The sequence below is a fragment of the Corynebacterium sp. HMSC06C06 genome (assembly GCF_001807295.1).
GTDB lineage: Bacteria > Actinomycetota > Actinomycetes > Mycobacteriales > Mycobacteriaceae > Corynebacterium > Corynebacterium striatum.
The window spans coordinates 33509-47825 of sequence record NZ_KV788472.1 but is presented as its reverse complement, the minus strand read 5'-3'; the positions used below and the strand labels follow the sequence as shown (position 1 = coordinate 47825).

Sequence of the window (14317 nt, the reverse complement as noted above, 5' to 3'; positions counted from 1 at the left end):
TTTTGAATAGGCGCAGTTAAAACCAGAAACAGTAGAACTCTGAGCAAGAATGGGCGGTGACAATAATTAAATAGCGCCCATTACGTTTTAAGTAGTTCCATCGGAGGGCTCCGAGGATTCATTTCGTAGTCCCCTAATCGGGGCGGGTTATGTTTACTCCGTTCCCTCACCCCCCTTCGGGACTGGAGGAACACCCCCTCCATTCATTAAGAGACGCGACCTAGAAGGGTCACCGCGCCCCGGGATCGCCATGCAAGCTCTCGCGGTAGAACTTCCTTTGCCTAAGAAGGATGTCGCCTCCTTACTGGGCCCAACACTCGAATCCTTGTCCCGCGCGCTACATCGCCTACACAAGACGGGCATCCTCGACCCACACGGAGCGACCATTGTCATCATGGTTCCCAGCGCGCTGGGGCAAGCTGCGGAAAGCTAACGGATAGCCGCACGGGCACAGCCAAATCTCCCGAAACACATATCGCGGCAGACGCAGCGAAGTGCAAAGAAGTACACCGGATTACATTGGCTTACAGCGAAGTACATCAAAGTACAGTGAAGTACACTGAAGTACATCGAAGTACATTAGTTCTCGGTATGAACCAGTGGAGAAACTCATGGAACGAATCCGTAACCCATTCACCGCCGCCCTCGGCGTTAGTCCGGCAGTTCTTGCGGGCCGTGAGGAAGAGCTCGATCTCATCACCATGGCAATGCTCGGCGGTCCTGGTGCCCACGAACGGGTCAGCGTCGTCAGTGGTGCTCGCGGCAGCGGCAAGACGGTCTTTCTCAACGCTGTCGAGGACCGTGCTTCCCAACTTGGCTGGACCATCATCTCCGAAACAGCTACACAGGGCGTCGTCGAGCGCATTCGCAATACAGCCGAGCGCAATCTTCAGGAATTCTCCCCTGCGGACAAACGTCGCCTCTCCGGCATTTCAATCGCCGGTATTGGCTCCATCAATTGGGAAACTGATCCAATCTCCCCCACACAATCATCACTGCGTACCGCCCTTACCGCGTTGCTCGACGCCAAGGCACAACTCGATTCCATCACCGGTCAACCGCCCAGCGGCGTACTGATCACCCTCGACGAGCTCCATTACACAAATCGCGACGAAATCATTGAATTCGCTACAACGATTCAACACCTCCTCCGGGAGAATCGTGAAATCACAGTCATCATGGCGGGTATCCCCTCGGCTGTGAAGCCCTTGCTTTCTAGTCCGGACGGTTCCAATCCCATCACCTTCCTTCGCCGTGCTAACCGCATCGATCTCGGAGCAATCCCAGATCCCGATGTCAGTTCCGTTCTCACTGACACTGCGAAAATTGCTAATTTCAGCTGGCACGAGTCAGCTCTGCGCACCGCAACTGAAGAAAGCGGCGGCTACCCCTTTTATTTCCAGCTGATTGGGCTGTGGTCCTTTTTTGAGGCCCAAAAGTCTGGTCGCACAAATATCACTGGCCAGGACGTCGCTGTGGGCATAAAGCGCGCAACAAATAAGCTCCATCAGCTCGTCCACGAACCCGCCATCGCCGACATCACCCCTGGTGAACGGGATTTCCTCATCGCCCTTGCCCAGTGCGACCTCCCCGCTCGGAATATCGATGTGCTCAGCATCATGGGGACCTCGCCGCAAAACATCAGCAACTACCGGCAAAAGCTCCTAAGCCTCGACCTCGTTATCGAAACGGCAGACCGGAAAATGACCTTCCAACTTCCACGACTCGAGGACTATCTCCTAAGCATTCAAGGGAAATAGACTCCTGATGCGCCCTACGCCGCAGATCACTCGGGGCATCGGAAAGATCTGCTTACAGCTCCCCCAGCCGCACAAGCGCCTCCTCGGTCGGCGACCCAGCAGAGGCGGCCACGGGTGCGAGCGTACACACGCTCTTTTCACGCCGCGCACTATGCCTATGATGAGATAAAACGACGTCTACCTTCTCTCACTCATGACCGCATTCTCACTCAATTTCAAGCGCTGGGAGATCGACTCCAACTCCCCTGTCGCTCCTCTCGTCGGTACGAGGTTCCGGCGCGGAATCTATATTCTGGAATTCACTAACGGGGAACGCTACGTCGGTCTTACCGAAAACATCGTCCAACGTTTCCGTACCCACGCGCATGGTTCGAAGCATCACCCCGCATGGACGGATATTTCTGCGCTCCGATTCGCCCGTGTTCCCCAGAAAGAGGCCCTCGGCCCGCTCGAGCAAACCATGATTGCCGAGCAGCTAAACGAGCGGCAACGCCTTCGAAATCGCACGTTTAACTTTGACTCGAACGAGCACAGACCGCTGGATTTCACAATCAGCGTCGAGGAGCAACAGCACTGGATTCAAGAAACCTGGGGCCGCGAGGCCTGTAACTTTAGCGAGTTTCCCAATCTCGGGCCGCTCCCGAGCCCTAAAGTCCAACGTTCCACCGACGCAGCAACGTATGCCAAGATCCTGGCTGATCTCTCCTTCGCGCTGTCCGATATCATTCCGCTCGCGCCGGATACCGAGAAAGAGTTCTGGACGCTGACCGATCTCCCTTCAACGAATAGCAACAGCCGGTACGCCGCTATCAATACTGGCGTGGTGGAAATGCTCGTCCTGCACAACGACGAGTTCTACCCGGAGGTCGGCGTCGACCATCTACCGGGGCCTTCCGGTTACCTCAACGTCTCGCCCGGTGACGAGGACACCAACGATTTCATCACGGCCATGCGCAAAGCCAAGAAGCCCGGTCAGGTACCCATCCAGTTCTCGGTTCTTCGTTACAAGCCGATTGAAGCGGTTCCCGTCTTCTATCCCCTCGGCAAGCTCCGCGACGTTATGCACGAGCGCCCCGAGTTACTGCAGGCGGCGCGCGAATTCGCCGTGAAGAATATGCGCTATCGCAACGGTGGGCTCTTCCGGCGCTTCCATAGCCGCGCGCTCACGGACGCGGTGTACCAGCATCTCATCGATGTCGGAGAGACGACAAAGCGCGGCTAGAACGAGGATGCACCGGCGCCGGCGACGCCGAGCACCACGAGCTCCGCGACCGCGATGGGATCGTCGAGGTCAATCTCGAGAATCTCGGCGGCGTCGGCAATGCGCTTACGCACGGTGTGTCGGTGGGTATTTAGCGCATCAGCGGTGCGCACATAGTGCCCGCCGTTGCGCAGATAGGCCTGCAGCGTCTGTTCATACTCGCTGCCGTGGGCCGCGTCGTACTCGCGCAACTTACCCCAGGTTTCAGCGAAGCGGTGGGCGACGGCGGCACCAACGCCTTCGTCGCCTAGCCAATTGAGCGTGCGCGACTCGGGGCCCACGAGCGCGCCAGGTTGCAAGCCGAAGGCGACTTTCTCCAAGTCACGGACAGTGGATTCGCGCAGGCGCGACCACTCGAGGGGTGAGCCGACGACAATGCGTTTACCGCCGCGGATGTCGAGGAGAAGTTCCTGAATATTGCGCATGGAACGGTTGCCGCGCAGCAGGAATAACCAGGTGAGGTCATCGACCTCCACGGCGAAGAGCAGGCGGCCTTGTTCCGCGAGATTGCGGTCAAGCGCCTCAATGAAGCGTGCATGCGCTCGTGCCGACTCGGATTTGACGAGGACGGGACGGACTTTTCCTTCCGTATCGCTGGCTTGGCGGAAGATGCGTTGCATCGATTCGTCGCGGCCTGTGAGACCAAGCTGCATAGACACGGCCAGCGTGGTGAGCTCGCGCTGTGCGCGGCGCAGCTCCTGTGGGCGTCGAATGATGAGCTCAGCGAGGCCGGCGGCGTGTTTGAGCAAGGCGCGCTGACTGGCGTCGAAGTAGTGGTCGGCCATGGCCACGAGACCATGCGTTTGATTGCCGCTCGGAGAAAGACGGTGCGCCAGAACATTGACGTCCCCCACCTTGCCGGCGATTCCAAAACCACGATGGCGCGCGTCATCGATGACATGGTTGAGCTCGATGTTTTCAAAGCCGGGCAAGACCGCCGCTGCAGACACACGGCCGTCCAAGTCCACAAGACAAACGCTCGCGTCGAGGGCCTGCGCCGTGCCGGTGACGAGCCCGTTCAGGCCCTGGCCGGCCGCGAGGTTGAGACGGCCTTGGAGCTCAAGAAGAACCTCGAGACGGCGCTCACGGCGTTGCGCGAGCTCGCGGTGCACGGCCGTGGAGACCGAAATAAACGGCACGTCAAGGGGGATGGTGAGAAGGGAGACGTCGTGGGCGAGGGCGGCGTCGGCAAGCTCGTGCGGGACCTCGGGGAAGACGACGCCCACGCCGAAGCCAATGCCGGCGGCCCCGGCGGCAGAGAGGCGGGCGACATAGTCGCTGAAAGCCTCCGGATGATCGCGAAAAGCGATGCCGGTGAGTAAAACGAGGGTGCCCTCACCGACATATTTTTCGGGATTTTCAAGCTCGCACGGGTGCACCATGCCAAAAGAACGGCCCGAATCATGGACCACGCGCAGGCCCAAATTTCGACGGCTTGCAAGCCACGAAATTGAAAGCGTATCGCCCATTTCTGCATCCACGTGCGCTGATGACCGAGTCATCACACCCCACCTTCCTATATACATTGTGTACAAATTAGCGTTTTCATTTCGACACAATGTTTATATGCCACGCTACACTCCGTCGGCACAATGACTCCCATCACATTTTTATTTGAATCGGAGGAGTGACATGCAGGACTTCAATCACCGCATTCCGCAAGAGCGGAAAGTTGTGACCCCCATCCCTGGCCCGCGCAGCCAAGAACTCGAGGAGCAGCGCGAGCAAGAGCTCGCCCGTGGCCTCGTGCCGGGCTTGCCCGCGTACATCGTGGACGGTGACGGCGGCGTCCTCGTGGACGTCGATGGCAACTCCTTCATCGACTTCGCCTCGGGCATCGCGGTGACCACCGTCGGCGCGTCCAACCCGCGCGTGACCGCAGCCATCGCTGAGGCGGCGTCGCACCTCACCCACACATGCTTTCTCAATGCACCCTACGAGGGATTCCTCCAGGTCTCGAAGAAGCTCAACGAACTAACCCCGGGCGACCACGAAAAGAAGACCGCACTGTTTTCGACCGGCGCGGAGGCCATTGAGAACGCCGTGAAGATTGCACGTAACTACACGGGCAAGAACCGCATCGTCGTCTTCGACGGCGCGTTCCACGGCCGCACGAACCTCACCATGACCATGACGGCGAAGAACAAGCCGTACAAGTCTGGCTTTGGCACCCTCGCCTCTGATATCTACCGCGTGCAGGGTTCCTACCCGCTGCGCGACGGCCTGAGCGGCGCAGACGCGGCGGAGCGCACCATCCGCTCCATCGAGCAGGTCATTGGCGCGGAGGACATCGCAGCACTTGTCATCGAGCCGCTGCAGGGCGAGGGCGGCTTCATCGAGCCAGCCGAGGGCTTCCTTCCGGCGCTGCTGGAGTGGTGCCGCGCGAACGACGTCGTCTTCGTCGCAGACGAGATTCAGGCCGGCATGTGCCGCACGGGCGACTGGTTCGCGAGCAATCACGAGGGCCTAGTCCCGGACCTCATCACCACGGCAAAGGGCGTAGGCGGCGGCATGCCGCTGTCAGCCGTCACCGGCCGTGCCGAAATCATGGACGCACCGGGGCCGGGCTCCCTGGGCGGCACATACGCCGGCAACCCGGTGGCGTGCGCGGCCTCGCTCGCGGCCATCGCGGAGATGGAGGAGCACGACCTCGCGGCACGTGCCCGTGAGATCGAAGCGATTGCCCGCGAGATCCTCGAGCCACTCACGGAGCTGCCCACCGTCGCCGAGGTCCGCGGCCGCGGCGCGATGATCGCCCTCGAGTTCGTCGATGAGAACGGTCGCCCGAACCCGGCGCTCACCTCCACCGTCGCGAGCGCCTGCAAGGAGCAGGGCGTTCTCATCCTCACCTGTGGTCTGGACGGCAACGTCATCCGCCTCCTGCCGCCGCTGGTCATCAACGAGTCCACCCTGCGTGACGGCCTCGAGGTCCTCGCCGCAGAAATCCGTAAGAACTAAGCACACCCCCACCTACCCTCCAAGGAGAACTAACATGTCTGACAACCACATCTACGACTGCATCATCCTCGGCACCGGCTATGGCGGACTCGGCATGGGCGCCCAGCTCGCCAAGGACAACCTCGAGAACTTCCTCATCCTCGAGGCCGCGGACGAGGTCGGCGGCGTGTGGCGCGATAACACGTACCCAGGTGCCGCCTGCGATACTCAGGCACTCATTTACTGCTACTCCTACTTCCTCAACCTCGGCGTATCCCGCATGTTCGCCGGCCAGGACGAGATGCTCGGCTACCTCAAGGCGCTCGCCACCGAGTTTGGCCTCTACGAGCACATCAAGTTCAACAACCGCATCGTCCGCTCCGAGTGGAACGAGGAGCTCAAGGCCTGGGAGATCGCCACCTCCACCGGCGACATCTACTACGGCCGCGTCTTTGTGGGCGCCTGGGGCCAGCTCTCCAAGCCGAAGGTTCCAGACTTCGCCGGCCGCGAGACCTTCGAGGGTACGCAGTTCCACTCCGCCGAGTGGGACCACACCGTTGACCTCAAGGGCAAGAACGTCGCCGTGGTGGGCAACGCGGCCTCCGCGGTCCAGCTCGTGCCGGAGGTGGCGAAGGAGGCCGGACACCTCGCCGTCTTCCAGCGCTCCGCGAACTACATCCTGCCGCGCAATCAGGTCATCTTCACCGACGAGGAGCTGCGCGAGTTCCAAGAGAACCCGGAGTCTTACCGCGCCATTCGCCAGGAGATCCACGACACCCGCGAGGACGGCTTCGAGCGCACCCGCAAGGGCACCGATGCCGCACAAGAAGGCGTCGAGCAGGCCATGGAGCACCTCACCTCCCAGGTCAACGACCCGGAGCTGGTAAAGAAGCTCACCCCAACCTTCGCGTTCGGCTGCAAGCGCATCCTGCGCTCCGATGAGTTCTACCCGACCTTCAACCGTGACAACGTCTCGCTGGTCACCGAGGGCATCGAGGAAATCACCCCGAAGGGTATCCGCACCGCGGACGGCGTGGAGCACGAGTTCGACGTCATCATCTACGCCACCGGCTTCTACTCCCAGGAGTTCCAGGGAGACCTACCAGTCATTGGCCGAGGTGGCCTCGACCTGCGCGAGCGCTGGGGCAACGCGCCGGAGGCTTACCTGGGCATGACCGTAGACGGCTTCCCCAACTTCTTCATGCTCTACGGCCCGAACACGAACCTCAACCACCACTCGGTCGTGGCCATGCTCGAGGAGCAGGACAAGTACATTCGCCAGGCCGTTGAGTACCTCCGCGACAACCCGGACAAGGTCCTGGACGTCGACCCGCAGGTCCTGCGCGAGTTCAACGACCGCATCCAGGCTGAGCTCAACGAGTCCGCCTTCTCCGCCGACTGCTCCTCCTGGTACAAGAACGAGGACGGCAAGGTCATCAACAACTGGTCCGGCAACGTCGCCGAGTACCAGGACCTCACGCGCACCCTCGAGCTGGCTGACTACGGGGTGGCCTAATGCACACGCTCGCTGACGAATTCACTGGCCGCCCCATCACGGAGGACGCGTGGAAATCCGTGGGTCCCTTCCGTGCCGGTGGCGGGGTGTCCTTCCACCACATCGAGATTCCCACGGTGCGTGAGAGCTACGTGACTTCGACCGCCAAGAACGGACTCACGGAAGCCACGGAGCCGTTCACGCAAGACTTCGAGGTAGGCGAGTTCCGGGTCCGCCTCACGGACCCTCGCCCCGCCAGCGAGCGTGACGCCCCCACCCCCGCCATCCTATTCATCCATGGCGGTGGCTGGCTCATGGGCAACCTGGACACGCACCACTCCGCGGTACGCCGCCTCGCGGTCGAGTCCGGGCTGCCGGCGGTGGCGGTCGATTACCGCCTCGCGCCGGAGCACCTCTACCCCGCTGCCATCGATGACTGCCGCGCCGCGTTGCGTTGGCTTTCCGACGCCGCCGCTCCGCACGGTCTGCACGTCACCAACGTCGCCATCGCGGGCGACTCGGCGGGTGGTCAACTCACGGCCATCCTGGCGAACGAGTTCTCCGGGGACGACTCCGTCGCCCCCATCTCCAGCCAGGTGCTCATCTATCCCATCACGGATATCTCGGATCAGCGCACGGAGTCTGGCGCCTCGTACCAGCGCGTGACCGAGGGCTTCCCCATGGTGGCGGAGACCATGCGCTGGTTCATCCGGACCTACCTGCCGGAGGGCCAGGACAAGACGGTCGCCGACCTGTCCCCGCTGCTCCACGAGCTGCCGGAGAACCTGCCGCCCGCCTACGTCATTACGGTGGACAACGACCCGCTCGCGGACGAGGGCGGCGAGTACGCCCTTAAGTTGGCCAAGGCCGGCTGTGACGTCCGGTACGAGCACCTGCGCGGGTACCACCACGGCTTGTTCACGTCTGCCGGCGTGATGCAGTGTGGCGAGGAAGGCCTGAGCGACATCGCGAAGTTCATCGCCGTCCACGCTCGCAAGCACGCGTAACCCCGAAGCCCCAGTGTGAAGTGCTTCTTCGCGCTGGGGCTTTCGTGAACCAAACTCTAGGAATTTCCCTTCACTCATCCCTACAATCAAATATCTATCGACCGAAAGGTAAACCAATGATTCAACGAGCTTTAGGCATCTCCATGGCCTTCATTGGCGTCCTCGTCGGCGCGAGCTTCGCCTCCGGCCGCGAGGCCCTCCAATACTTCGTTGCGTTCGGCAACTGGGGCATTGTTGGCGCCATCGTGACGTCCATCTGCGTCATGATTGCCGGCATCTCCATGCTGCAGCTGGGCAGCTACCACCGCGCGAAGGACCACAACTCGGTGTTCACGGTCATCTCCGGCCCCGTGACCTCCCGCGTCCTCGACATCGCGACGATGACGTGTCTCTTCTGCATCGGCTTCGCCATGTTCGCGGGCGCTGGGTCCAATATGAAGCAGCAGTTCGGTTGGGACATCTGGATCGGCGCGGGCATCATGCTGGCCCTCGTCCTGCTCACCGGCCTCCTCGACGTGGACAAGGTCACCAAGGTCATCGGCGCCGTCACTCCGTTCATCATTATCCTCATCACCATCGGCACGATGTACACCATCTTCACCGCGCAGCCCGACTTCACGCACCTCAACGAGCAGGCACAGGAGATTCCCACGACGCTGCCCAACTGGTGGGTCTCGGCCATCAACTCGGTTGGCCTCCAGGTCATCGTCGTAGTGTCCATGGCCATCGTCATCGGCGGCAACTTCCTCGACTCTCGCGAGGTCGGCCTCGGCGGCATCATCGGCGGCTTCATCTTCCTCTTCCTCCTCGCCGTGCTCGTCGGCTCCATGTACATCTCCGTCGAGACCGTCCTGGAGACGGACATGCCGACCCTCGCTATGGTCACCAAGATTCACCCGGCGCTCGGTACGCTCATGGCGTTTGCCATCTACGGCATGATCTACAACACGGCCATCGGCATGTTCTACGCCTTGGCCAAACGCCTCACCCGCGACCACCGTCGGCACTTCTACAAGGTCTACGTCGCCATCGTCCTCGTCGGCTTCGTCCTGTCCTTCATCGGCTTCTCTGAGCTCATCGGCTGGGTCTACCCCATCCTCGGCTACATGGGCATCCTCTGCATGTTCGTCATCGGTTGGTCCTGGTGGAAGAACCGCCGCGAGCTCGAGAGCGAGACCCAGCTGCGCCGCCGTGCCCGCGAGCTCATGGCCAAGCGCTTCGAAGGCGAAGAGGCGCTCACCCAGGACGAGGAGCAGGAAATCATCGCCATCGCCCGCATCTCCAACATCCCGGAGCACACCTTCATCGAAGAAATCGCAACGGAGATCAACGCCCGCGAGGACATCACCGTCGCCTCGACGCTACCACTGTCCACTGCGGATAACAGCGTCGACATCGCCGACCTCGAGTCCGCGGCCTCCGTCAACGACATGAATGCCGCCGAGAAGAAGGCGCGCACCCGCTCGTAGGCACGCCGAGTTGCCCGCTTCCCCTCGTGGGGAGCGGGTCTTTCGCGTCTTGGCGCTAGTTACACGGCACGTCGGGGACGAATTCCCGCGGCTTGTAAAGCCTGCCGTCGTTGCCTTTGTAGTAGACGTCGCTGTCTCTCTTTTTCATGTTGTGGTATTCGCACAGAATGAGGATGTTATCCAGGTTCGTCTCCCCGCCTTTCACCCAGGCTTTTAAGCGGTCGGCCTGGCACAAGGAGAACGGAATCTTGCAGTCCGGATCCATACACGTGCGCTAGACCGCGGCCGCCATATCCCGTTGGGCTTAAGCGAAGTAGCGTTTGTGGCGGTATTGCTTCATCGTCTCGTTGCGCGCGTTAACGGTGGTCGCCAGCCCCACACCAGCCAGGAGTTCTTCCATAAGTTCCGCGCCGGTGCGCTACGTCCCGTCCGTGGCGCGCACGATGATGTCGTCGCCGTCGCCGCGCAGAATCATCTCGATGTTGTGGAGGTTGACGAGGATGTGGATCCTGCGCCGCGATGCGGCGCCATCCTTTGAGTTCGCGCAAGGAGTCGACGTTTTCTTCCTTGAGCCGAGAGACGAAAGAGTTCATAGCTTAAGAAGCTATAAAACCTGCCAAGGCCTGCAACGATGATCGTGTAAATCTGTGGAGAACTTAGCGCAGGCGCGGGGCGAGGCGCTCGGACAGGGCCCACAGACTCAGGTCTGCCTCGCCGAAGCGGACGGACGCGCTGAGTTCCTCCAGTCGGTTGCGCACTGTGTTGGGATGGACTCCCAGCGCCTTGGCCGCACGTGGAACGGAGAAGCCCTCAGCCTCGTAGGCTGCAAAGACGGCGGGCCCCTCCTTGAGCCCTGCAATCGCCGCGTCCAGCGCGCTCACGGCCTGCGCAAAGCGCTCGAAGCCCGCCGTCGCGGCAAGCGTTTCCGTCGCCGTGCACTGCGCAAAGAAAAGGTGGTGCGCATCCACCACGCGACGCCGCTGCATCGCCACCGCCGCCACGACCGCCTGCCGCCACGCCAGGGCCCCGCCCTGGACATCCTTAAACGCATTGGAAATGCCCACCGGTCCTGGCAGCACGCGCGCAATATCGGACAGCGCGCTGGATTCCGTGCTTACCACCGTCGTGCGCCCGCGCACGTGGCCGATGAGCAGCGGCACACCCGCCCGCGCCGCCACCGCGGTGGCCTCCTGCGCTATCTGCGGGCGGTACGCGTCATTCGCCGTGCCCGCGACGAAGATGTGTAGGCACGCCTCGGCGGAGAAGCCACGCCGCACGAGCGCCTGCTCAAGCTCCTCCTTATTCGCGTTGGCGTCGCACAGTCCGGTGAGCAACACCGTGGAATCAGTGAGCCGCGCACGCTCCAGGTTGCGCTTACTCACCGCAACAACCACGAGCAGCTCGCACAATGCGATGCAGGCGGGCTCGTCCAAGTCGGGTTCCCGGCTGCTCCGGTTGCCGCGCACCAGCCACACGCCGCCACCCGAGGCGCGGTCCGTCTCATCCGAGACGAGCAGCCGCGCCGCCATGGTCCAGCGTCCCGCATGCAGGCGGCCCTCGCCCTCCGGCCAGCGCGCCAATTGACGTCCCACCGTGCGCGAGGGCAGTTCGCCGGCACTGGCCACCACCTCGCCGTCGCGCGTGAGCAACAGGTAGGCATCTCCGGTGAGCTCCACCGCTCGCGCCAAGAGCTCGGATTCCGGCCGCTGCGCCATGAGCGCGGGGCTCAGCTGCTCGTTGGCGCGCATGCGTTGCCATGCCCGATGGTTGGGCGTGCGCCGCCACAGTTCATCGACGGCCCGGCGCACGTCCGCACGCGTGAGCCCCGGCGCGCCGAGCACCACCGGCACGCCGCCAAAGTCCTCCTGCGCCCTGCCGACCGTTTCATCGGCAAGGACGATGATGGCGGCGGCATCGGCAAGCTCATGCGCCGTATGGCGGGCCGAGGCCGCAGGCTCGGCGAATACGAGCCAGCCGGAGCCCGCGCCTTCGTGGGCGGAGCCGAGGCCGGCGAAACGCACCTCGGCGGTACCTGCGTACGGCTGCAACCGGGGTTCCTCCAGCACGAGGTCGGACAAGAACAGCCAATCTTCTTTTTGTGACACCGCACAACCTCCCAAGAAAAAGTGTTTCAGGCAACATTTTATTGGTTGGTTTATTGGTGTAACAACCTCCATCTTTGTAGGAAAAGATATTTTCTCCGACGCGCATTGAACAATTCTCCATTGTTGTTTGTAAGCCAGCTCACGATACTAAGTCGCAATCAACGCCCGTTCGATTAATGGAAAGCGAGGACTTTCTCTTGTCTCCGAATCCCAAGCCCTTCCGCGTAGCCGTCGACGTCGGCGGTACGTTCACCGACGTCGCCATCGTCAACACACAGACCCACGAGCTCAGCGTCGCCAAGGTTCCCTCCACGCCGGATGACCCGATGCGCGCCGTCATGAACGGTCTGAAGCAGGGCAACGTTCAGCTCAGCGAGGTTGAGGTCTTCAGCCACGGCACGACGGTGGCCACGAACGCGCTCATCCAGCGTCGCTTCCCCAAGTCAGCGCTCATCACGACGAAGGGCTTCCGCGACGTCATCGAGATTCGTGACGGCACGAAGGACGAGCTGTGGGATGCCTACCACGACGTGGCGGACCCGTACATCCGTCGCCGCGACCGCTACGAGGTCCCGGAGCGCGTGGACTACGACGGCGTCGAAGTCGAGCCGCTTGACGAGCAGGAGGCGCGCCGCGTCGCGAAGATTCTGGGCCGCAAGGGCGTCGAGACCGTCGCTATCTGCTTCATCAACTCCCACTCCAACTCCGCGCACGAGGAGCGCATGAAGGAGATTCTGCACGAAGAGCTTCCCGATGCCGCCATCTCCACGTCTTCAGACATCCTCCCGGAGATCTTCGAACACGAGCGCTTCTCCACGACGGTCTCCAACGCCGTGCTGGCCCCGCTCGTTTCGGGCTACGTCAACCGCCTCTCCCGCCAGCTCGCCGAGGGTGGCTACGAGGGCGACCTCCTCCTGCTCCACTCCGGCGGCGGTTCCATGACCCCACAGATGGTGAGCCGCTACCCGGTGCGCCTGGCGGCGTCCGGTATTGCGGCTGGCGCCATCGCCGTCCAGGACATCGCGACGCGCTGCGGCTACGCCAACGCCATCGGCCTGGAAATGGGCGGTACCTCAACGGATATCTCGCTCGTCTACAACGGCGATATTCGCATTACCAAGCAGTGGCAGGTCGAATACGGCTTCCCCATCAACTTCCCATCCATCGAAGTGGGCACCATCGGCGCGGGCGGCGGCTCGCTCGCATGGATCGACGAGGCTGGCTCCCTGCGCAATGGCCCGCAGTCCGCGGGCGCTGACCCGGGTCCGGTCTGCTACGAGCGCGGTGGCACCGAGGCGACGAACACGGACGCCAACGTTACGCTCGGCCGCCTGGGCACCTCGCTTATCGGCGGCGAGCTCAAGCTCAACGCCGATGCCGCCCGCGGCGCTGTGAAGAAGACCGTCGCCGACCCGCTGGGCCTCGATCTAGAGACTGCGGCAGAGAACATCGTGCAGGTCGCCAACGCGAACATGGCCGACGCGGTGCGTCTGCTGTCCATTCGCCGTGGTTACGACCCGCGTGACTTCGTCCTCGTCGTCGGCGGCGGTGCCGGCGCCCTCCACGGCGCCGAGGTCGCCCGCGACCTGTCCATCCCCACCGTCGTCGTCCCACCACACCCGGGTGTCACCTCGGCGCAGGGTTGCCTCCTCGTAGACATCCGTCACGACCTCACGCAGATGTACCAGGCGCCGGTAGCTACCGTGGACACCGCGGACCTGCGCAAGGCCTACCAAGGACTCGTCTCCGAGGCCCGCGAGCGCCTCGCCCACGAGGGCGTTCCTGAGGAACGCATGAAGTTCAAGCGCACCGCGTCCATGCGCTACCGCGGCCAGTGGCGCTCGCTCACCGTCGAGATTCCGGATTCGGACAACCCTCTCGATGACGCCGTCGCGACCTTCCACGAGGAGCACGAGCGCGAGTACTCCTTCGCGGACCGCGAGGGCCAGGTGGAGTTCTACCAGATCGGTGTCGTCGCCATCGGCGAGCTCGAGAGCCCACCGTTCGCGCACTACGACGTCGAGGAGCACGACGCGGAGACTCCGTCCGAGTCCCGCCAGGTCTACTTCTCCTCCAATGGCGGCTGGGCCGAGGTTCCGGTCTACCAGCGCTCGGAGCTCAAGGCCGGCGCCAAGCTGTCGGGCCCCGCCATCATCGACCAGCTCGATGCCACAACGGTCATCCCGCCGGGAGACCTCGCAGAGATCGACGAATGGTCGAATATCCGCATCCACGTTCTCAAGGGCACCAAGTAGCCTGCCGCCCCACCGACTTTTAAGGAGC

11 protein-coding genes are annotated in these 14317 nt (G+C 62.4%); 9 read left to right on the top strand and 2 right to left on the bottom strand.

Features of this window, described 5'->3' with window-relative positions:
* The first annotated feature begins 250 nt into the window (after positions 1-250).
* From HMPREF3153_RS02370 to HMPREF3153_RS02360, 3 genes are all read left to right on the top strand, one after another.
* A complete protein-coding gene (locus HMPREF3153_RS02370) occupies positions 251-433 on the top strand; it encodes a helix-turn-helix domain-containing protein (RefSeq protein ID WP_070419915.1) in 183 nt (60 codons plus the stop codon).
* A gap of 178 nt (positions 434-611) precedes the next feature.
* Entirely contained in the window at positions 612-1760 is a 1149-nt protein-coding gene (locus tag HMPREF3153_RS02365; protein ID WP_005529107.1) for an ATP-binding protein, read from the top strand.
* A gap of 193 nt (positions 1761-1953) precedes the next feature.
* Positions 1954-2982: a GIY-YIG nuclease family protein gene (locus tag HMPREF3153_RS02360; RefSeq protein ID WP_070419914.1), complete on the top strand. Its 1029-nt coding sequence runs from the start codon at positions 1954-1956 to the stop codon at positions 2980-2982.
* Here HMPREF3153_RS02360 and HMPREF3153_RS02355 read toward each other — a convergent pair.
* On the bottom strand, positions 2979-4523 hold the full coding sequence (locus HMPREF3153_RS02355; protein WP_235429882.1) for a helix-turn-helix domain-containing protein: 1545 nt from the start codon (positions 4521-4523) through the stop codon (positions 2979-2981). The two genes, HMPREF3153_RS02360 and HMPREF3153_RS02355, sit on opposite strands and share 4 nt — an antisense overlap.
* Positions 4524-4653: 130 nt before the next feature.
* On the opposite strand from HMPREF3153_RS02355, the gene gabT reads away from it, so the two are divergent.
* The 5 genes from gabT (at position 4654) to HMPREF3153_RS02325 (ending at position 10467) form a co-directional block, all read left to right on the top strand.
* Positions 4654-5979 carry a 4-aminobutyrate--2-oxoglutarate transaminase gene (gene gabT / locus HMPREF3153_RS02350; protein WP_005529101.1) on the top strand — a complete coding sequence of 442 codons (1326 nt, stop codon included), beginning with the start codon at positions 4654-4656 and terminating at the stop codon, positions 5977-5979.
* Between the two features lie 34 nt (positions 5980-6013).
* Positions 6014-7474, top strand: a complete 1461-nt coding sequence (locus HMPREF3153_RS02345) for a flavin-containing monooxygenase (protein ID WP_070419913.1) — start codon at positions 6014-6016, stop codon at positions 7472-7474.
* Complete coding sequence (locus tag HMPREF3153_RS02340; protein ID WP_046645346.1) at positions 7474-8460, top strand: alpha/beta hydrolase; 987 nt, start codon at positions 7474-7476, stop codon at positions 8458-8460. Before HMPREF3153_RS02345 ends, HMPREF3153_RS02340 begins: the two co-directional genes overlap by 1 nt.
* 116 nt (positions 8461-8576) lie before the next feature.
* A complete protein-coding gene (locus HMPREF3153_RS02335; RefSeq protein WP_070419912.1) occupies positions 8577-9929 on the top strand; it encodes a YkvI family membrane protein in 1353 nt (450 codons plus the stop codon).
* Positions 9930-10251: 322 nt separating this feature from the next.
* Entirely contained in the window at positions 10252-10467 is a 216-nt protein-coding gene (locus HMPREF3153_RS02325) for a hypothetical protein (protein WP_070419910.1), read from the top strand.
* Positions 10468-10585: 118 nt separating this feature from the next.
* On the opposite strand, the gene HMPREF3153_RS02320 is transcribed toward HMPREF3153_RS02325, so the two are convergent.
* Positions 10586-12034 carry a helix-turn-helix domain-containing protein gene (locus HMPREF3153_RS02320; RefSeq protein WP_070419909.1) on the bottom strand — a complete coding sequence of 483 codons (1449 nt, stop codon included), beginning with the start codon at positions 12032-12034 and terminating at the stop codon, positions 10586-10588.
* Between the two features lie 176 nt (positions 12035-12210).
* Between HMPREF3153_RS02320 and HMPREF3153_RS02315 the strand changes: the two genes are divergently transcribed.
* Complete coding sequence (locus HMPREF3153_RS02315; protein WP_070419908.1) at positions 12211-14289, top strand: hydantoinase/oxoprolinase family protein; 2079 nt, start codon at positions 12211-12213, stop codon at positions 14287-14289.
* Positions 14290-14317: the final 28 nt, after the last annotated feature.

Bases quoted from the DNA above. Each gene is read 5' to 3' on its own strand.
- HMPREF3153_RS02360 (WP_070419914.1), top strand. From the start codon at position 1,954: ATGACCGCATTCTCACTCAATTTCAAGCGCTGGGAGATCGACTCCAAC.
- HMPREF3153_RS02315 (WP_070419908.1), top strand. From the start codon at position 12,211: ATGGAAAGCGAGGACTTTCTCTTGTCTCCGAATCCCAAGCCCTTCCGC.
- HMPREF3153_RS02340 (WP_046645346.1), top strand. From the start codon at position 7,474: ATGCACACGCTCGCTGACGAATTCACTGGCCGCCCCATCACGGAGGAC.
- HMPREF3153_RS02355 (WP_235429882.1), bottom strand. From the start codon at position 4,523: ATGACTCGGTCATCAGCGCACGTGGATGCAGAAATGGGCGATACGCTT.
- HMPREF3153_RS02335 (WP_070419912.1), top strand. From the start codon at position 8,577: ATGATTCAACGAGCTTTAGGCATCTCCATGGCCTTCATTGGCGTCCTC.
- HMPREF3153_RS02370 (WP_070419915.1), top strand. From the start codon at position 251: ATGCAAGCTCTCGCGGTAGAACTTCCTTTGCCTAAGAAGGATGTCGCC.
- HMPREF3153_RS02365 (WP_005529107.1), top strand. From the start codon at position 612: ATGGAACGAATCCGTAACCCATTCACCGCCGCCCTCGGCGTTAGTCCG.
- gabT (WP_005529101.1), top strand. From the start codon at position 4,654: ATGCAGGACTTCAATCACCGCATTCCGCAAGAGCGGAAAGTTGTGACC.
- HMPREF3153_RS02345 (WP_070419913.1), top strand. From the start codon at position 6,014: ATGTCTGACAACCACATCTACGACTGCATCATCCTCGGCACCGGCTAT.